The 18572-nt window shown below is 45.7% G+C and carries 19 protein-coding genes; 11 read left to right on the top strand and 8 right to left on the bottom strand.

Features of this window, described 5'->3' with window-relative positions; translation table 11 throughout:
• Position 1: 1 nt before the first annotated feature.
• The 5 genes from A8140_RS07265 to A8140_RS07285 all read right to left on the bottom strand — a co-directional run bounded on the left by A8140_RS07265 (position 2) and on the right by A8140_RS07285 (position 5188).
• Positions 2-376 (bottom strand): CidA/LrgA family protein, encoded by a 375-nt coding sequence (locus tag A8140_RS07265; RefSeq protein WP_012127845.1) that lies wholly within the window; start codon positions 374-376, stop codon positions 2-4.
• Between the two features lie 58 nt (positions 377-434).
• Positions 435-1856 (bottom strand): exodeoxyribonuclease I, encoded by a 1422-nt coding sequence (sbcB, locus tag A8140_RS07270; RefSeq protein ID WP_005528196.1) that lies wholly within the window; start codon positions 1854-1856, stop codon positions 435-437.
• Between the two features lie 161 nt (positions 1857-2017).
• On the bottom strand, positions 2018-2698 hold the full coding sequence (locus A8140_RS07275) for a DUF1826 domain-containing protein (protein ID WP_005528198.1): 681 nt from the start codon (positions 2696-2698) through the stop codon (positions 2018-2020).
• A gap of 227 nt (positions 2699-2925) precedes the next feature.
• Positions 2926-4299 (bottom strand): L-cystine transporter, encoded by a 1374-nt coding sequence (locus A8140_RS07280; protein WP_005528200.1) that lies wholly within the window; start codon positions 4297-4299, stop codon positions 2926-2928.
• Positions 4300-4492: 193 nt separating this feature from the next.
• Positions 4493-5188 (bottom strand): NAD(P)H-binding protein, encoded by a 696-nt coding sequence (locus A8140_RS07285; RefSeq protein ID WP_005528201.1) that lies wholly within the window; start codon positions 5186-5188, stop codon positions 4493-4495.
• 655 nt (positions 5189-5843) lie between these two features.
• On the opposite strand from A8140_RS07285, the gene A8140_RS07290 reads away from it, so the two are divergent.
• From A8140_RS07290 to A8140_RS07335, 10 genes are all read left to right on the top strand, one after another.
• Positions 5844-6455, top strand: coding sequence for a flavin reductase family protein (locus A8140_RS07290; protein WP_032999832.1), 612 nt, complete (start codon positions 5844-5846; stop codon positions 6453-6455).
• 19 nt (positions 6456-6474) lie between these two features.
• Complete coding sequence (gene cobT, locus A8140_RS07295) at positions 6475-7518, top strand: nicotinate-nucleotide--dimethylbenzimidazole phosphoribosyltransferase (protein ID WP_005528204.1); 1044 nt, start codon at positions 6475-6477, stop codon at positions 7516-7518.
• Positions 7518-8324, top strand: coding sequence for an adenosylcobinamide-GDP ribazoletransferase (locus tag A8140_RS07300; protein WP_005528206.1), 807 nt, complete (start codon positions 7518-7520; stop codon positions 8322-8324). The genes cobT and A8140_RS07300 overlap by 1 nt, the downstream gene beginning before the upstream one ends.
• Entirely contained in the window at positions 8321-8869 is a 549-nt protein-coding gene (gene cobU, locus A8140_RS07305; protein ID WP_005528209.1) for a bifunctional adenosylcobinamide kinase/adenosylcobinamide-phosphate guanylyltransferase, read from the top strand. Before A8140_RS07300 ends, cobU begins: the two co-directional genes overlap by 4 nt.
• On the top strand, positions 8866-9480 hold the full coding sequence (gene cobC, locus A8140_RS07310; protein ID WP_005528211.1) for an alpha-ribazole phosphatase: 615 nt from the start codon (positions 8866-8868) through the stop codon (positions 9478-9480). The genes cobU and cobC overlap by 4 nt, the downstream gene beginning before the upstream one ends.
• A gap of 82 nt (positions 9481-9562) precedes the next feature.
• Positions 9563-11362: a M3 family oligoendopeptidase gene (locus tag A8140_RS07315; RefSeq protein ID WP_005528212.1), complete on the top strand. Its 1800-nt coding sequence runs from the start codon at positions 9563-9565 to the stop codon at positions 11360-11362.
• Between the two features lie 238 nt (positions 11363-11600).
• Entirely contained in the window at positions 11601-12629 is a 1029-nt protein-coding gene (locus A8140_RS07320) for a succinylglutamate desuccinylase (RefSeq protein ID WP_005528214.1), read from the top strand.
• A 102-nt stretch (positions 12630-12731) separates the two neighbouring features.
• The gene (gene btuC / locus A8140_RS07325; protein WP_032999835.1) at positions 12732-13727 is read left to right on the top strand and encodes a vitamin B12 ABC transporter permease BtuC; all 996 of its coding nucleotides are present in this window, start codon (positions 12732-12734) and stop codon (positions 13725-13727) included.
• On the top strand, positions 13714-14481 hold the full coding sequence (btuD, locus tag A8140_RS07330) for a vitamin B12 ABC transporter ATP-binding protein BtuD (protein WP_005528217.1): 768 nt from the start codon (positions 13714-13716) through the stop codon (positions 14479-14481). The genes btuC and btuD overlap by 14 nt, the downstream gene beginning before the upstream one ends.
• 35 nt (positions 14482-14516) lie before the next feature.
• Positions 14517-14933, top strand: a complete 417-nt coding sequence (locus A8140_RS07335) for a lysozyme inhibitor LprI family protein (RefSeq protein ID WP_005528218.1) — start codon at positions 14517-14519, stop codon at positions 14931-14933.
• A gap of 82 nt (positions 14934-15015) precedes the next feature.
• Here A8140_RS07335 and A8140_RS07340 read toward each other — a convergent pair whose 3' ends face one another.
• The 3 genes from A8140_RS07340 to A8140_RS07350 form a co-directional block, all read right to left on the bottom strand.
• The gene (locus A8140_RS07340) at positions 15016-15591 is read right to left on the bottom strand and encodes a nucleoside triphosphate pyrophosphohydrolase family protein (protein ID WP_005528219.1); all 576 of its coding nucleotides are present in this window, start codon (positions 15589-15591) and stop codon (positions 15016-15018) included.
• Between the two features lie 104 nt (positions 15592-15695).
• Positions 15696-16277, bottom strand: a complete 582-nt coding sequence (locus tag A8140_RS07345; protein WP_005528220.1) for a DUF1415 domain-containing protein — start codon at positions 16275-16277, stop codon at positions 15696-15698.
• A gap of 82 nt (positions 16278-16359) precedes the next feature.
• Positions 16360-17571, bottom strand: coding sequence for an MFS transporter (locus A8140_RS07350; protein WP_005528221.1), 1212 nt, complete (start codon positions 17569-17571; stop codon positions 16360-16362).
• 112 nt (positions 17572-17683) lie between these two features.
• On the opposite strand from A8140_RS07350, the gene A8140_RS07355 reads away from it, so the two are divergent.
• A complete protein-coding gene (locus A8140_RS07355; protein ID WP_005528222.1) occupies positions 17684-18553 on the top strand; it encodes a LysR family transcriptional regulator in 870 nt (289 codons plus the stop codon).
• Positions 18554-18572 lie beyond the last annotated feature (19 nt).

The raw sequence follows: 18572 nt of genomic DNA on the forward strand, positions 1-18572 counted from the left end.
ATCAATGTTTCTCCTTGAGTAAGTAATCCAAGAACCAAGCCAAGCTGATCAATACAATCAGCGACCCTCCGACTGCACTTGCAATAATAGGCAGCGCGTTCGCCAACAACATATCAAAGTGCTGCATCAAACCAACGCTGATTGGGACGAACAGTAGGATCATGTAGCGAATGAAAAGTGTTGCGCCAGGCTTAACCCATTCGACTTTTACCAAGCCAAGAGTCATTGAGAAAAACAGCACAAGCATACCGATGACACTTCCAGGAACAGAAACGCCAGTGAGGTTTTGAATAGTGTTGCCGATGCCAAGTGCTCCCATTATGAGTGCGAGGGAAATGAGCAAATGGACCAGCTGTAGTAATCGATCTTTTATCATTTTGACAGTATATAAAACAACAAGCACACCCGGAGGTGCGCTTGAACAAGGTAAGAAATTAGGAGGCTAAGCTCTCTACATAACGATAGACAGATTTTAGTATTGCTATCTTCTTTTCGTCACTTTCATGTTCGTGAACTAAGTTTTCTAAGTTCAGCATGTACTCTTCAATCTGGCTTTCGAACACTTCGCGACAATGTTGTGCCCAGCGTCTTTGTTCTTGTTCATCCAAGGTGCCAGCATAGTGACGAGCACGGTAACGGAATAACAACGGCTTGATACGTTTGTCATCAAACTCAATATCCAGCGCAGCCAGATTATTCGGATCCGTTTCACGAATGATGTCCATCGCCGCGCGGTCAGCTGGTGAGAAGAAGCCGTCATAAAGCTGTGTATCCACGTCGTCGCTCTTTTCGAATTCACGCTCAATAGAGAATAGACTAATTAGTTTTTCGCGGATTTCTGGGTGTTGGCGTAACAAAGCTAAATTGCTTAAACATTTCTGACGATCGATACCAATAACTTCCGCATTTTCCGCAGTCAGGGTCTTAGCAGGCGCGAGGATAGGGCACTTGTTCAGGTGCACGAGCTTAACGGGTACAGGCAGCAGGTCACCCAATTCGTCACGCTTGGTGTACAAACGTTCTTTCAACTCTTCTGCTGAAAGTTCTAAGATCGGCTGAGGATCCTTCGCCAAGTCAATCGTAATGACAGCGTTATTGTTGGTTGGGTGCCAAGCCACAGGCACAATCCAACTGGTGTATTGGCATTCGCGTCCCAACATGCCCGACACGTGCATCAACGGCGTCATGTTAACAATATCGACTAACTCGTTCAGTTTGCGTTTGTTACGCATCGAGAAAAAGTAATCAAACAGTTTTGGTTGAGCGGCCTTCACTTTCTTCGCCATCTCAATCGTTGCAACCACGTCTGCCATCGCATCGTGGGCATTGCTGTGTTCAATACCATTTGCTACGGATAAATGCTCAAGTTTGAAACTTGTAAAGCCTTCATCATTTTCTGGCCATTCTACGCCCTCTGGGCGAAGAGCATGACACGCACGCATTACATCGAGTAAATCCCAGCGTGAGTTACCGTTTTGCCAGCTCCACGCATAAGGATCGATAAAGTTGCGGTAACAGGTGTAACGTGTGACTTCGTCATCGAAGCGAATACTGTTGTAGCCAAGACTAGTGGTATTTGGCTTAGAAAGCTCTGCGTGGATCTTAGCGATAAATTCAGGTTCAGGTAGGCCTTCTTGCATCGCTTTTTGTGGCGTAATACCAGTGATTAAAGCGGCGTCTGGTGAAGGAAGGTAATCAGCGGGCGGACGACAGTACATGACCAAAGGTTCACCAATGATATTGAAGTTTTCATCAGTACGAACGCCAGCGAATTGGCTTGGACGATCTTTGGCTGGACTTGTTCCCCAAGTCTCGTAATCAAAAAAGAAAAAAGTGGGCTGATTATCTTGGTGCATTCTGCTTACCGTCTACGGAACCTATAGAGGTATTAGACCATTCAACGCTTTGACTCGCAACGAAAGATGCAAGGTGACGTTGTGAAAATGAAAAAGCCGAACGGTAATCTTCGGCTTGATGTTTTGTGTTTGATTAATGTTTGGGCAATTGCTGATTTTTATTAGCCAAAATCGAGAGTAAGTAGTAAACGAGTTTCACTCGATTGGATGTTAGGCGAGCGATGTACCAAGCCTTTATTTTCATTGCCAATCCAACGTTCACCTTTTAGTAGGGCGACGTCACCGACAGAAAGGTGTTGGATGTCATTCTCTGCGTTGTAAAGCCCCGATTCCGCATCCGGTAGCCCATTGCTACCACGTCCAAGCTTTGAGCGGTCTATAGCATTGTTGGCTAACCATTGTGTGGCGGTTCCATGGTACGTCGTTACCAATCGGCAAGGCACTTGGTCAACGTGAAAGCGAGGACACATCGCGCTATTGAGTGTCGCTAGGCGCAGTCCTGCGTCTTCTAACTCGAATAAATAGCAAAACATGTCGACCAACTCCGCGATATTTCTAAGTAGTAACTCTGGGGCATTTCCGTCAGTTGCGTATTGCAACGTTTCATAAGCACTTTCAGGAGAAACATTCAGCGATTTATTGAAGTTAGGGTGTGAGGTGATGAACTGATTCGTGGCATCGACAAGCGGTTGATCGAATTGTCGTTGCCAGATAGCGATGTTGATATCTTCCTGATAAATGTCCGCTAATACCGTAGGTTCTCTTCTTGAGCTGAAACACGGCATTTGTTGTCCATTGGCTAAGATTTCAATTAAGTTGGGTTCGGTTAAAGTTGAAGTCATGTCATAACCTCCAGTGTTATTCGAATACAATTTGTAATTGTTGGAATGTTATATCATAACAATTGATTTGAACACACTGATTCGTCGTGCAAGTCACGACAAGATTGCTAAGTGTTTGAAAGTTAAGAGTGCGAATTGAATGATGGCCCATTTAACTGAGCTCAAAAAAACAAAAAAGCCGATGGTAAAACATCGGCTTTGTAAGGCAGTTGACTATTGGGAAGTAATTACGCTTTCTGTTCTTCCAACGTAGTTTCGCTATTGGTCGACTTTAACACGCGGCTGGTAATGGTGCCGGCTGTCATAGCGCCAGAGACATTCAATGCGGTACGCGCCATATCGATCAATGGTTCGATAGAGATAAGCAGTGCTGCAATTGTCACAGGCAAGCCCATCGCAGGTAGTACAATCAGGGCTGCAAAGGTTGCGCCGCCGCCCACACCGGCAATACCAAATGAGCTAATCGTGATGATAGCAATTAGTGACAGAATAAAGTTGATGTCTAGAGGATCGATACCCATTGTTGGCGCTACCATTACCGCAAGCATTGCTGGGTAGATACCTGCACAGCCGTTCTGGCCTATAGTGGCACCGAAAGACGCTGACAAGTTCGCAATCGCTGGTGGTACGTTTAACTTTGTGATTTGTGCTTCTACATTAAGCGGGATGGTTGCCGCTGAGCTGCGTGATGTGAAGGCAAACGTCAGTACTGGCCAAATCTTCTTAAAGTACTCAGCAGGGCTAACACCAACGAAAGACACAAGTAGACCGTGCACAAGGAACATCAGGGCAATCGCTACGTAGGAGGCAACAATGAAACCCAGCAGGTTAAGAATGTCGCCAGCGCTTGAGGTCGCCACAACTTTCGCCATTAGGGCTGCAATGCCGTAAGGCGTCAATGCCATGATCATCTTAACCAGACGCATAACGATAGATTGAGCCGCTTCGACAAAAGTGCGGATTGGTGATTCTAGCTCTTCTTTTTCCGCCATCACTTTACGTGCAGCGATACCAACCAAAACACCAAAAATAACCACAGCAATAATTGAGGTCGAACGAGCTCCAGTTAAATCAGCAAACGGATTGGTTGGGATAAAGCTGACCAACATTTGAGGAATCGTTAGATCACTCACTGAGCCTGCACGACTCTCTAATACAGCAATACGAGCCGTTTCACGCGCACCTTCAGTAAGACCTTCAGCAGAAAGGCCAAATGTCGTTGTTACGAGGATACCAATGATGGCAGCAATGGCTGTCGTGACCAATAAAACTGAAATTGTGATGCCAGAAATTTTGCCTAGTGACCCGCCTTTCTCAAGTTTTACTACAGCAGAAATCATGGAGACCAGTACCAATGGCATGATGACCATCTTCAACAGGCCAACGTAACCACTGCCGACGATGCCAACCCACTCAAGCGTTTGAGCAATCACATCACTGCCTTCACCATGAATCAGTTGTAGAGCAAGACCGAAAAGTGAACCAGTCACTAAACCAATCAACACAAGACGAGACAAGGTGTTCTGTTTTTGTTGCTGATTAAAAAGAAAGAATAATATGGCGATAAACACCGCCAGAGAGGCAACCACTGCGAAATTCATAATTTGACCTTATCAATTAGCCCAAAATACTGACTGTTTTTATACATTTGGCTATAAACTGTGGGCGTAAGATAACGCTCAGGATATAACTTTAAAAATGAAAAACAGGCATTAGATAGATCGAAAATGAATATAAAAATGAGACTCATATCTCGTGAAATAGCAGGCTAGCACGAGATTTATGCGATTTTGCTCAGTCGTAGTGCTTAATGAGGTCGAGCATTTCCCTTCTATGCAAATAGATGACTGGGTCTTCTTGGTAGCTGAAAACTTGATAAATCATCGCTTTGGCGACATCTTGAGCCTGAAAGGGTACAAAATTAGCCAGTTTTCCCAGCATAAGCGGACGAATAACTTTAGAAAGAGTTTGAACAATTTTCTCATCCGTACGAGGATTTTCTCGTTGCCCGACCAAAGGCCCCGGCCTTGCGAATACCACTTCTTCAAAGCCCATCTTTTCAATGTTTTTTTCCATATGGCCTTTGCAGGCAAGGTAATGGGACGATGAAGACACTTTCGCACCTAAACTCGATACGACAGCAAGGCGCTTCACGCCAATCAGCTTCATTTGTTGGGCAACTTTACATACCAACTCGACATCTATCTTCCTTAAACCGTCTTTGCTTCCTGCTTGCTTTAACGTAGTACCGAGACAAATAAAACCCACGCGAGGGGTAGGCTGTTGTTCGTCCCAATCATGAATAGATAGTTCTGCGTCTAGCAGTGGGATAATTTTATTACTTGGATCGGCAATGTCAGTGAGGGTTCGTCGAGAAAGACAGTACAGAGTTTCGATACTAGGCTGCGAGATCAGTTGATGGATGACTTCTTTTCCTACCAACCCAGTCGCACCTGCGATAATGACACATGCATTTGAATCGTTACTCATCGTATTCTTCCTCTTAGAGAACAGTTGCTTAGGCTATTGTAGCTTATCTAAGCATTAGGCATGCTATCAATGTTTGATAAATGATGTATTTGCTCTAGTGTTTTCCGACACAAATAAAAAGACCCGCGGGACAAACGGGTCTTTTGGACTAGGAGAATGATAAGGGTATGAAACGCCGGGGTAGGCGCTTTTGTGTTGGTTTGCCTCTCTTCGTGGGGCGACGACTTTGATTGGCAAACATGGTCTCTCGCTTTAGTTGTAGGGGACAATTCATTAGAAGCATCAGACATGCCAACTTTATCGAAGGGGTTACATTATCCGGATTTATCTATCTAGTAGTCTCTGTTAGCAAGATATATGGCGACTTTAAAACCTTAATTTATTCAATTTCTTATTGGTGTTTTCTGTGCGAGGTCTGTGTAGAACGATTTTTTATGTTCGATTAAAACTTCCTCAAAATATCGAGTGTTAGCTTTATTTTCTAATTAAATAAGATGATTGAACTGACATTGCTGTCAATATAAATGTCAAAATGATAAAAGACACGCTCAAAAAGAGAAAATCAGTGAAATTGCTTGGGAGAGGGGTACACTTGTTCTCTCAATTTGTTGGGAGCCTCATTTCTCTCGCGGTTTTCTAAGACCAAGGACGTCGTATGAACATAGATCTCAGAACACTTACACCAACGCAGGTGTACCATTTGATGACTCAAACTGTCATTCCTCGCCCAATCGCTTGGGTGCTCACAGACTCAGGTGAGCAAAACTTCAACTTAGCGCCATTTTCCTACTTTACTGCGGTCTCTAGCCGTCCACCTTTATTGATGATTTCTGTGGGAAAAAAGCCCAATGGGGATATCAAGGACACCACGCGAAATGCATTAGAAACTGGTAAGTTGGTTATCCATATTGCACCAAGCGCTCTCGCGGATAAAGTCACTCTATCTTCTGCCACATTAGAACATGGGGAATCTGAACTGGAGACGACTCAACTTGAGACGGTTGATTTCCAAGGTTTCGAATTACCACGCTTAGAGGGTGCGCCAATTGCATTTGGCTGTAAGTTACATGAAGTCATTGAGATGGGTGAGACGCCACAAAGTTTAATCTTTGCAGAGATTGAACACATTTATGTCGATGAGCGGGCCATATCCATGGGGGATGGCCGTTTAAAAGTTGATGCCTTAGCTGTAGAACCATTAGCTCGGTTAGGCGGTAATGAATACGCCACGTTAGAAAAAACTTTTTCTGTCGCTCGTCCAAAATAAAGAATAAGGAATCATCATCATGGATCGCTCTTTTGCCTCAGAAATTCAAGCTCGCATTGATAACAAAACCAAACCATTAGGCGCTCTTGGTTTGCTCGAAAAAGTGGCGCTAGAATTGGCGTTAATTCAAAGCCAAGACAAGCTTCAATTGGTTGAAACAATAGAAATTCGCAAACCAACCATGTTGGTATTCGCTGGTGATCATGGTATCGCGAAAGAAGGGGTGAGCATTGCACCAAGCGCCGTGACTCAACAAATGGTGGCGAATTTTCTCGCTGGTGGCGCTGCTATTAACTGTTTCTGCGATCTCAACCAAATTGACTTTAAGGTCATTGATTGTGGCATGTTGTCACCCATCGATACCTTAGTTCCTGACTTTAAAAATCATCCCAACTTGATTGAGAAACGTCTGGGAAATGGCACGGCAAACTTTGCTAAACAGACTGCGATATCGTTAGAGCAAGTTGCATTGGGTTTGGAATATGGTGCCCAAGTCGCGCAACAGGCGATTCTTGATGGCTCGAACTTGTTGATGTTTGGTGAGATGGGGATTGGCAATACCAGTTCTGCATCGGCATTGTTAACTGCGTTGAGTCCATTGGAAGTCGACCATTGCGTTGGTTATGGTACGGGCATCACTCAAGAGCAACTAAACCGCAAAATCAAGCTAGTCGCGCAAGGTGTGAATCGCTGTCGTGACCTTGATGCCAAAGGAGCACTGGCTCAAGTCGGTGGGTTTGAAATCGTGCAAATGGTTGGCGCATTCTTAGAAGCGAAACGCCACAAAACGCCTGTTTTAGTCGACGGATTTATCGTCTCTGTAGCCGCTTATGTCGCGACCTTATTGGATGAAGAGACGCGAGATTACATGCTGTTTGCTCATAACTCAGAAGAGAATGGGCATAAGTTTGTGCTGGAATGCCTACAAGCGGAGCCTCTTTTGGATCTTGGCTTGCGTCTAGGTGAAGGAACCGGAGCAGCGCTTGCTTTGCCACTGGTAAAAGCGGCGGCTCAGTTTTACAACAACATGGCAAGTTTTGAGAGTGCGGGAGTGACGGTTTAGTGTCTGCTTCTGATAATACACTACATTCAGAGACTCGTTCTTTGCGCTATCAGAGTGAGCTTTTCTTGCTCGCAGTAAGTTTTTTTAGCCGTATCCCTGTGCCCGCAGATTTACCTTACAGTGAAACGCGCATGAACCAAGCAGGGCGATACTTTGCTTTGGTCGGTGTAGTGCTTGGGCTACTGTGCGCAGCTGTATTTTCACTGGCAAGTTTGTTGTTCCCAAACTCAGTTGCCATCGTGTTAACTATGGCATTTAGCCTGCTCCTTACCGGCGCGTTCCATGAGGACGGTTTAACGGATATGGCGGATGGTATTGGCGGTGGCATGACGTTAGAGCGCCGCTTAACCATCATGAAAGACAGCCGCATCGGGACGTATGGAGCGGTAACGCTAGTGATGGCGCTGCTGGCGAAATTTGTGTTTTGGGGCGAGTTAGCCCATGAGCCTCAGTTTTGGCTGATGATCGTTGTGGCGTACACCGTGAGCCGAGCACTGGCAGCCACTCTCATTTACGATATGCCCTATGTTAGTGATGCAGATACATCGAAAAGTAAACCGTTGGCGAATAAGCAATCGAGCTTCGAAGTCGCGATATTACTGTTCACTGGTGGGGTTGTGGCGCTGTTACTGGGTGTGACTCAGGCTGTTGTGATTGTATTGGTATTGGCTCTGTTTCGTGTGGGCTTTAAACGTTGGCTGACCAAACGTATCGGCGGATTTACTGGCGATTGCCTTGGTGCCGCGCAGCAGCTTGCAGAGTTGCTTGTTTATCTCACTCTTATCGCATTTAGTCATTCATTATGAAGCAACTTATTCTAGGTGGTGCGCGCTCAGGAAAATCGAGCTTAGCAGAGAGCAGGGCGCAACAATGGACACAAAATAAAAACGGAACGCTTCACTATGTGGCGACGGCATTGCCTTTTGATGAAGAAATGAAGCAACGCATTGCTCACCATAAACAGCAACGAGGGGCTGGGTGGATTGAACATGAATGTTCGCTTAACTTGCCTGAGCTCATTTGTGAGTTTTCATCTCAAGATGTCGTGTTAGTTGATTGCCTTACGCTTTGGCTCAACAACTGGATCTTTGAACTCGGCGATGAATGCTGTAATGAGCGGTTAGGGGAGCAAATTGAGTTGTTGGTGAATGCGGCAGCACAATCTGACGCGACGCTGATTTTTGTCTCTAACGAAGTCGGGATGGGTATTGTGCCGCTCGGCGCCGTCAGTCGTTACTTTGTTGATAATGCGGGACGGATGAATCAAAAACTGGCGACCATATGTGAGCAAGTCACGTTTGTCGCTGCGGGCTTGCCGCTTGAGCTCAAACCACAGGAAGGGAAGAGATGAAAACGCTGAATATCTATCTACTGCGACACGGAAAAGTGAGCGCAGCCCCAGGTTTACACGGACAAGCCGATTTGAAAGTCGATGAAGCTGAGCAACGCAAAATTGCTCAAGCCTGGCAACAAACGGGTCGAGAAGTAGAGGGGATCATCAGCTCTCCGTTGTCACGTTGTCACGACCTTGCTGAGATACTTGCGGAGCAGCGACTTTTGCCTTTAAGTGTGGAGCCACAACTTCAAGAATTGGATTTTGGTGATTTTGACGGCATCCCATTTGACATGCTTTCTGAGCACTGGAATAAGCTCGATGCATTTTGGAAAGCACCGGCACAACACACCTTACCGAATGCTGAGAGCTTGGATGATTTCTCTCATCGTGTAACTTGTGCTTGGTCTCAAATCATCAACGATATCAATGACAACTTGCTAATTGTCACGCATGGTGGCGTAATTAGAATGATTCTTGCCCATGTATTGGGTGTAGATTGGCGCAATCCGCGATGGTATTCGACATTAGCGATAGGAAATGCGTCAGTAACACATATAACAATTACCATCGATGATCAGATTTACGCCTCAGTTCGTTCGATAGGCGTACCACTATTTGAAAATTAGTCACGGAAGTGGCCAACGCTTAGATCTCTACCGAGTTTAAGAGAGAAAAGGGCTGGCTCGATTACATCAAAAGGAACCATAAATGACCGCTCCTAGCTGGGATTTATCCATCGTTTATAACGATCTCGCTGACCCACGAATTCAAGATGACATTGCCCTTGTAGAGCAATGCATTGACCTACTCAATAAACAGTCTGCGGATTGTAACTCTGTTGAAGTGATGCAAAACGCAATCTTAACCAGTGAGGCGGCAAGCCGTTTGGCTGGCACTATTGCGAACTTCGCTAACTGTTACGCGTCTGTGGATGCGACAAATGCAGAGGCGAAAGCACTGCTGGGTCGTATGACGCGTATTTTCTCTGAGCTTTCTCAAGCTTACAGTGCTTTTGAGCTTAAATTGACTCACGCTGATGAAGAGTTCATTACTCGTGTTTTGGAGCATGAAAATCCAGACATCAGTGGTCAGGCGTTTTCAATCCTGAACTCTCGCAAACTGGCTGACACACGTTTAAGCACCGAAGAAGAAAAGCTACTGGCGGCAATGAGCGTGGATGGAAAATCTGCGTGGGGTAAGTTATACAACAACCTCACGGGCTCTTTGAAAGTGAAGCTTGACTACGCTGATGGTGAAAGTGAAGAGCTTGGCTTCTCGCAAGCAGCAAGCATTCTTTATGGTTCTGAATTTGATCGCCAAGAAGCTGCGTGGCGTGGCGTTCAAAAGGCGATGGCAACACATCAAGAATCTTTCGCTTCTATCCTTAACGCGCTTTCAGGTTGGCGTTTAACAGAGAATAAAAAGCGTTCTACCAAACGTGATGTCCATTTCCTTGATCCAAGCTTACATGGCAGCCGAATTAAAGCGGAAACATTGGATGCCATGATGAAAGTCGCTAAAGACAGCCGTGAGATTGGTCAAAAGGCCGGTTTGCTAATGGCGAAGGTCCATGGTTTGGATGAGATGAAACCGTGGAATCATCTTGCTGCGATGCCTGCTTTGAGTGGTGAAGCGAAAGTTTACCCTTTCGATGAAGCAATCGATGTCATTTGTGAAGCGTTCGAAACCGTGAATCCAGATATGTCTGAGTTTGTCCACATGATGGTACAAAACGGCTGGATTGATGCTGCACCAAATGCCAATAAACGCCTTGGCGCATACTGTACTAAGCTGCCGGCGACGCGTACGCCGCTTGTGTTTATGACGTGGAGTGGTAGCCGCTCAGACCTGATGACGCTAGCTCACGAGCTTGGTCATGCCTTCCACAACTGGGTGATTCGTGATTTACCGCTTTGCCAAACGTACTATCCAATGACGTTGGCAGAAACCGCCTCTATTTTCGCTGAAAACATCGTTCGTGATCATCTGATTTCAAAAGCAGAAAGTGTGGATGATAAGCTCGAAATGCTGTGGGAAGAGCTCTCTTCAGCGTTGGCTCTGATGATCAATATTCCAGTTCGTTACGAGTTCGAAAAAGCTTTCTACGAGCGTCGCCAGGAGGGTGAACTGACCGCTGATGACTTCTGTGAACTGATATCAGAAACATGGAAAGATTGGTATGGCGATGTGATGAGCGAAGCTGACCCTTATTTCTGGGCGAGCAAACTGCACTTCTCAATTTCTGGGGTGAGCTTCTACAACTATCCATACCTGTTCGGTTTCTTGTTCAGTAAAGGCATCTACGCTCAACGTGATGCTAAAGGGGAGCGCTTCTACGATGATTATGTAGATCTATTGCGCGATACTGGCAACATGATGGCAGAAGAGGTTGTAGACAAGCATCTTTCAATGGATCTGACGCAACCCGAATTCTGGCAGCAGAGTGTGGAGCTAGTTCGTGACAAAGTAGACGAATTTGAACGTTTACTCGCACAACGTGGTGAATAAACGCTAAAAGTTGATCAAATCATAATGATCTTCTTTAGGGCTGTGGTAAAGTTCACAGCCCTAAAACCTTGTAATTGTTTAAAAAATAAACGCCTCAATGCTTGATTTGAGTGCATGGCGCGAAAAGGTATGGGATTTTAAATAAATTTGGTGGCTTCTACTCATAAGTGGGATCGCAACAACAAAAATCCTTTGTACAATTTATTAACATACCCGCCGTGCTATTAAGGAGTAACGCATGACGAAGTCTCTCTTTCGCCAATCGTTTTTAACTGACACGTTAGATGTTCATATTGATGTCGCGCCAGCGGAGCAGGTGCTGTCTAATGGTGTAAAACTTAAACTCTATCAGCGTGGTGTGCTAGAAGTGATTCCTGATGAATACACTCAGGAAACAAAGAACGTCATCATCTCTTGTGGTGTCCACGGGGATGAAACCGCACCGATGGAGCTGGTGGATTCAATTATCAAAGACATCGAATCCGGCTTCCAAAAGGTCGAGGCTCGATGCCTATTCATTATCGCTCACCCAGAATCGACTCTGGCTCACACGCGATTTTTAGAAGAAAACCTTAATCGACTGTTTGATGAGAAAGAGCACGAGCCAACCAAAGAGCTTGCGATTGCTGACACTCTCAAATTGTTAGTCAGAGATTTCTATCAAGATACGTCAGCGGAAACACGCTGGCACTTAGATTTGCACTGTGCGATCCGTGCTTCAAAGCACTACACCTTTGCGGTGAGTCCGAAAACGCGTCATCCTGTTCGTAGCAAAGCTTTGATTGATTTTCTCGACAGTGCACATATTGAAGCCGTGCTACTGTCTAACTCACCAACCAGCACATTCAGTTGGTTCAGTGCAGAGAACTACGGCGCTCAAGCTTTGACGATGGAGCTTGGTCGAGTGGCTCGCATTGGTGAAAACGACTTAGACAAACTGACTGCGTTCGATTTGTCACTGCGTAACCTAATTGCAGAGGCGAAAGCGGAGCACTTGTCTAAACCATGTATCAAGTATCGTGTTAGTCGCACGATTGTGCGCTTGCACGAAGATTTTGATTTCATGTTTGATGACAACGTCGAGAACTTTACCTCATTCGTTCACGGCGAAGTGTTTGGTCACGATGGTGACAAACCATTGATGGCGAAGAACGATAACGAAGCCGTTGTTTTCCCAAATCGTCACGTCGCGATTGGTCAACGCGCTGCATTAATGGTGTGTGAAGTGAAAACGCGCTACGAAGATGGTGAGTTAGTCTACGATTAATGCCATATCGCCTTAATTTCGGCGACTAAAGCGTAAGAACACATTTGCAATTTACCGAGGCTTAACTGTAAGGTTAAGCCTCGTTTGTATTTATCGGCTACTATGGATTTTCAACAACTTATCCTGAACAAGGAACGACGCTGGCAACGCAATCTTTTGATTATGTCAGTGATTCTCGTGCTGCTCTCTGCTATCCACTTGATGGTCGGAGAGGTATTCCTTTCTCCTTTTCAGTCTCTTTCTGCATTTGAACAAAAACTCTTGTTGGATTTACGTCTGCCACGTTTGGTTTCTGCCGCTATTATTGGTGCTGCTCTGGCAGTTTCTGGTGCTACCTTACAAGTTCTGCTTGGGAACGCATTAGCCGAACCCGGCGTTCTCGGGATCTCCGGTGGCGCGAGTTTGGCAATGGTGCTCGTCATGTTTGCCTTGCCGGTTTTACCTTCACCTATGATCTTTATGTTAGCTGCCATTGCTGGTTCGATGTTGTTTACCGTCATATTGGTTGGTATCGCAAGGGCAATGCATCTTACTACCGCAAGGCTGCTGCTTGTCGGCGTCGCCTTGGGTATTTTGTCGAGCGCCATTGTGACGTGGGCATTCTACTTTAGCGATGACTTGAGCCTGCGTCAGTTAATGTATTGGCTAATGGGCAGCATTGGTGGGGCAAGTTGGTATCAGCACACCGTTACTTTGGTCATGCTACCTGTGCTAATTTGGCTCTGCTGCAAGGGCAAACCGCTTGATAAGTTGATGCTAGGGGAAATCCATGCCACTCAACTGGGTATTGATGTTCATCAGATGCGCTGGAAGCTCATTTTGGCAATCTCCGTACTTGTTGGTGGTTCCGTTGCGTTAGGTGGGATCATTAGCTTTGTTGGCTTAGTCGTGCCACACCTGCTTCGATTAGCGTTTGGTACAGAAAACCGTTACTTGTTGCCTCTGTCGGCAATATCTGGCGCAGCCTTATTGGTGCTTGCGGATATCGGCGCGCGTTTGTTGCTCGATTCTGCTGAGTTGCCGCTTGGAGTGATGACCACTTCTATCGGCGCACCTATCTTCATTTGGATGCTGGTGAAAAGTCATGATGCACGTTAAGCACATCGCAGTGGGAAGTCGACTGCTACCGCTCTCCTTTGCATGTAAGCCGAGTGAGGTTGTCCATGTCGTGGGCCCAAACGGCTCCGGGAAAAGCACATTACTTGGAGCGATATCTGGCACCTTAACTCAGCGTGAAGGCGTGAGTGGTCAAGTGCTTGTCGACAATAACGACCTACTCACAATGCCACTTTCAGAACAAGCGCATATCCGTGGGTATTTGTGTCAACAGTCAAGGCCTGCATTCAATGTTGATGTCTTTCAATATTTAGCACTTTCATTGCCAACTGGTGCCAATATCAGCGACGCGAAAGTACGAGATGCCGTTAATATTGTTATTGAGCTAGTACAATTGCAAGACAAGCTTCATCGAAGTATTCAGACATTATCCGGGGGTGAATGGCAACGTGTTCGTTTAGCCGGGGTGTGCTTGCAAGTGTGGCGCACGATTAACCCTTACTCTCAGCTATTGATTTTGGATGAACCCGCAGCGCCGTTGGATATTGCCCAAGAGGAACTGCTATATCAGCTCATTAATGCAGTCGCTGCGCAAGGCATCGGGGTGTTGGTCGCAAACCACGATTTAAATCGAACGTTAAGGCATGCTGACAAAGTACTGCTGCTCAATAATGGCGTATTGCATTCTTTAGGTCATGCAGATGAAGTACTAACGGAAGAGGGCTTGGCGGAGGTTTTCCAAACTCATGTTCGAAAAGTCGTAGTAGAAGAAAGGCCGTATTTGATTTTTGATTAAGGCGTTCATTAGAGCGATTCTATTTGGAGAAAGGAATGAAAAAATACGTGATTGTGGCTCTAGCGAGCTTGTCGTCTATGGCATTTGCTCAAGAAGAAGCGATTGATTGTAATAACGCGGTCAGCACCCTCGAGATTAATCAGTGTGCAGCCATTGAATCAGAGACTGCTCAAAAGCAACTAAATAAATATTTGGAAACGAGTCTCGAACATAATTCTTATGATCCTGAGCTGATTAAAGCGATTCAAGTTGCACAAAAAGATTGGCAAGCATACATGACGTCGCATTGTGATTCGGTATATACAAAGTGGCGTGAAGGGACAATTCGCGGTGTTATGGCTATTTCCTGCAAAACTCAATTAACTCAACAAAGAACTCATGAAATTTGGCAAAATTTCTTAACCTACATGGATAGTACGCCACCGATTTTACCCGAGCCAAATGTTGATTGAGCAAAAACGCTCAGAATAAAAAGCGCCCACAATATAGAGTATTGTGGGCGCTGAATTTTATCTGTAGTGCTTAATCAACGACTTACTGTGTAAGTGGCTTAAGGTCTGCAGGACGGTAGTAAACCGATTTTAGAACCTTACCTCTACGTACCGTTTTGCCTTCAGATACAAAATCTTCTGCGCATTTCGCAATGATGTCTTCGCCTTTTTGAACCGCCATCAGCTTGATGCCTTGTTCAGCGTAGAACGCTTCTGTTTCTGCATATTCTTGCTCGTTACGGCACACTTTGCTCATGTTGCTTGAGTGCACTTCGTCCCAGCAAGGGATAAAGTCGATACCACGGTTCACCGCTACGTTAAGCAGTAGATCGATCAGGTAGCTGATAGCTAGGTTATCTTCTACTTTGCTGTCACCAAGGTGTACTAGACGACCCATTAGAACGTAAACGCTGTCAATGATTGCGTCTGCTTGCTCGGTTTTGCAATCCGCTTCCGCTAGTTCAGTAAGCTCTTCGATCGCAAGAGAAGTGTGTAGTGTATCTGCTTGTGCGTCTAGGCTTGCAACATCCGCCACTGGTAGGTCGAAAGTGCTACGGAACTCGGTGATGTCACGGTATAGGTGATCAAAAATCTCTTGGGTTAGCTTTGACAGTTGCATTCTAATGTCCATTGAATCGATTGAAGTCGCAATCATATCAAACCGAACTTTAATGCCCAAGCGATCCCATTCTAACTGGTTAGAATTCTGTCTCTTGGGGAGTCTTAGCGAAATAGGTAAGGGAAGAGCTTCTTACGTTCTTCCTCTGAAAGCGCTGAAACACGTGCAATATTGGTATCTGGAATGGACTCTGGATCAGGGTAGTGCTTAAGTACCTTTTCCATGCTCTCCTCACGGATCAGATGAAATACTGGGTATGGAGAGCGATTCGTCAGGTTTTCATCATCTTCTGGTTCTGCACCGCCAAAGCAGTAATCAGGATGGAAGGTGGCAACTTGGAAAATGCCTTCCCAACCTTGCTGTTTGATCAAGCCTTCAACCCAATCAATGAAGAAGTTGTAATCCCAGAAATCTTGCAGCATGTTGGGAACCACAACTAAGGTTGTCTCTAGTTTTTCTGGCTCGGTATTACTGAGTTCGATCAGCTGCAGCAAAATGTCTTCAAGTAGTGCTTCTTCTTGCGATGCTTCACTCACGAAGATTTTGATTTGTTTATTGCGCTGTGGCTTAGCGGCGAACGGGCAAAGATTTAACCCGATCACGACCTCATTGAGCCATTGATCGACTTGCTCTGTGATCGCATTAATATCGGTGTTTGATGATTCTTGTGTTGAGCGCGTTGGCATACGACTTTCTTGCTTTTATGAATGTGGCGCAAGCATAGCAGACCAACGCCACAACATAAAATCAATAGGGCTTAACGTTTTGTTAAGCCGTCATGTCTGCGTTGTCGCCAGCGTCGATTCGCTCTGCGATGTGTTTTAAGAATGCGATAGCAGCGAACATGGCGATGTACAGTGTACTGCCGCCGATGAGTACACTCGACCAACCGCCGTTTTGCCAGCAATAGAGCAATAGGAACCCACCTAAACTGCCGCCAATGTAGTAATGCACGAGATACAATGCGGTCGCCGTCGCTTTTGCTTGTGTTGCGTTTTGTCCAACCCAGCCGTAAGCAAGCGTGTGAGTGAAGAACGCGCCGAAGCTGATCAATAACAAACCTGTCAACATCGCAGGGATGCTTTCAATCACCGCGATCCACATGCCAGCCATACTGACGATAGAACCTAAAAACATGCCAAGTATCGGTGAAAAGCGTTTACTCCAATGTCCGGCACAACGGGAAGAAAACGTACCACCCAGGTAGCAAACAAAGATGAGAGAAGCTAACCCAACAGGCACATTATGCGGCGCACTGACCAAGCGGAATCCCATTACCGAATAAAGATTAACGAACAACGCAAAGTTCAAACCGCCAATCAGCATGGCGAACCACACACGTTGATTTTTGAAGTGTCCGATAATAGCTTTATTGTGGTGCCTTAAACTGCTCGAAGAAGGGGTAAAGTTTTTCTGTTTTGGTAGCAAGTAATGCACGCTGACCACACCGATAAGGGTGAATAGCATCATAACTTCGATGGCGACATCGATGCTGAAGTTATCTGCCAGCAAACCTCCGCTGATACGTCCTGCGATCCCTCCCAATGAGTTGGCTGCGATATAAGTACCGATCGCCATTGAAAATGCGTGTTTATCTAGCTCTTCCGACATATAAGCAACGGCGACAGCAGCAAACGCAGCAAGCGCAATACCGATCAAAGCGCGACAAACCACCAAGAATAAAAACGAATCGCCAAACAACATTAAAGCGGAAATTGCAGGGATTGAGAACAGACCAAACATCATTACGGGTTTGCGGCCAATCGATTCGGAGAGCACAGCCATCGGAACCAAGCTAAAGGAGAGAGCCAGTGTGGTGGCAGCGAATAGCCAGTTGACCTGCGTTTCCGAGATCTGAAAGTGCGTCACAAAGCTTGGTAGCATCGGCTGAAGGAGATATAGGTTCGAGAAAACCAAAAACGAGCCGAGTGCCAGAGATAGCGTAATGCGTTTGTATTCCGGAGTGCCAAAACTGACCATGAGTCCTGCCTAATGCGAGCGAGCAAATATAAAGAAACTGTGACCAATCTATCAGTTAGTTTTGGATTGAAAAAATATATTAAAAATATGGTTGGTATATATTTTTGATCTAATGGAATCGAAACAACTCAAACACTTTTTGGCGGTCGCGGAACACGGCAACATTACTCATGCAGCCAAGGCTTTGCACATTGCTCAGCCAGCGTTAAGCATTTCAATTAAGAAGTTCGAACAGTCTCTTGGTGTGACGCTGTTTCGCCGAGAAGAAAAGAAAATCAGCTTAACCAAAGAAGGGGAAACCTTGTTGGTTCACGCTAAGCGAGTAATTCAGCAGTTACACGATGCGCAGCTAGCGATTGATGAACTCAAAGGTTTAGCCAAAGGGGAAGTGCGCCTTGGTACGCCTTCAATGATGGGCAGCTACTTCTTTCCCCGAATTGTCATGGCGTTTAAGAGCCAGTATCCAGATTTAAAGCTGACGCTGGTGGAGGCGGGCACTCAGTCTATCCGCCGAATGTTACTTAATGGACAGCTCGATATTGGCGTGATCAGCTGTGACGATGTACCAGACGACTTAGAAACGGATCATCTGTTTACTAGCCAAATGGTTGCCGTCGTGGCTCCGGAACATGACTTAGCTCAGCGCAGTGCCATCACATTTGATCAGTTTTTCGAGCATGATTTGGTGATGTTCCAACATGGCTACTTCCACCGAGAATTCTTAGACCACGTCAGCGAAGGGCATGGCTTTACAATGAAGTCCTCATTTGAAACCAACTTGCTGCCGCTCATTCTGAGTATCGTTAAACAAGAATTTGCTATTACTGCGCTTCTTGAACTGGTGACACAACATGAACAGGGTGTGGTGGGTATTCCATTTGAACCAAGCGTTAAGCTCGACCTTGCACTCGCGTGGCGAAAACAAGGCTATTTATCCATTTCCGACCGTACTTTTATTGATTTTGTTAAGCGGTATGTTTGAGTTGAAATGTTCAGCTTTG

Source organism: Vibrio campbellii CAIM 519 = NBRC 15631 = ATCC 25920, from assembly GCF_002163755.1.
Taxonomy (GTDB): Bacteria; Pseudomonadota; Gammaproteobacteria; order Enterobacterales; family Vibrionaceae; genus Vibrio; species Vibrio campbellii.

Coding starts and splice junctions, on each gene's coding strand:
- A8140_RS07265 (WP_012127845.1), bottom strand. CDS start 376: ATGATAAAAGATCGATTACTACAGCTGGTCCATTTGCTCATTTCCCTC.
- sbcB (WP_005528196.1), bottom strand. CDS start 1,856: ATGCACCAAGATAATCAGCCCACTTTTTTCTTTTTTGATTACGAGACT.
- A8140_RS07275 (WP_005528198.1), bottom strand. CDS start 2,698: ATGACTTCAACTTTAACCGAACCCAACTTAATTGAAATCTTAGCCAAT.
- A8140_RS07280 (WP_005528200.1), bottom strand. CDS start 4,299: ATGAATTTCGCAGTGGTTGCCTCTCTGGCGGTGTTTATCGCCATATTA.
- A8140_RS07285 (WP_005528201.1), bottom strand. CDS start 5,188: ATGAGTAACGATTCAAATGCATGTGTCATTATCGCAGGTGCGACTGGG.
- A8140_RS07290 (WP_032999832.1), top strand. CDS start 5,844: ATGAACATAGATCTCAGAACACTTACACCAACGCAGGTGTACCATTTG.
- cobT (WP_005528204.1), top strand. CDS start 6,475: ATGGATCGCTCTTTTGCCTCAGAAATTCAAGCTCGCATTGATAACAAA.
- cobU (WP_005528209.1), top strand. CDS start 8,321: ATGAAGCAACTTATTCTAGGTGGTGCGCGCTCAGGAAAATCGAGCTTA.
- cobC (WP_005528211.1), top strand. CDS start 8,866: ATGAAAACGCTGAATATCTATCTACTGCGACACGGAAAAGTGAGCGCA.
- A8140_RS07315 (WP_005528212.1), top strand. CDS start 9,563: ATGACCGCTCCTAGCTGGGATTTATCCATCGTTTATAACGATCTCGCT.
- A8140_RS07320 (WP_005528214.1), top strand. CDS start 11,601: ATGACGAAGTCTCTCTTTCGCCAATCGTTTTTAACTGACACGTTAGAT.
- btuC (WP_032999835.1), top strand. CDS start 12,732: ATGGATTTTCAACAACTTATCCTGAACAAGGAACGACGCTGGCAACGC.
- btuD (WP_005528217.1), top strand. CDS start 13,714: ATGATGCACGTTAAGCACATCGCAGTGGGAAGTCGACTGCTACCGCTC.
- A8140_RS07335 (WP_005528218.1), top strand. CDS start 14,517: ATGAAAAAATACGTGATTGTGGCTCTAGCGAGCTTGTCGTCTATGGCA.
- A8140_RS07340 (WP_005528219.1), bottom strand. CDS start 15,591: ATGCAACTGTCAAAGCTAACCCAAGAGATTTTTGATCACCTATACCGT.
- A8140_RS07345 (WP_005528220.1), bottom strand. CDS start 16,277: ATGCCAACGCGCTCAACACAAGAATCATCAAACACCGATATTAATGCG.
- A8140_RS07350 (WP_005528221.1), bottom strand. CDS start 17,571: ATGGTCAGTTTTGGCACTCCGGAATACAAACGCATTACGCTATCTCTG.
- A8140_RS07355 (WP_005528222.1), top strand. CDS start 17,684: ATGGAATCGAAACAACTCAAACACTTTTTGGCGGTCGCGGAACACGGC.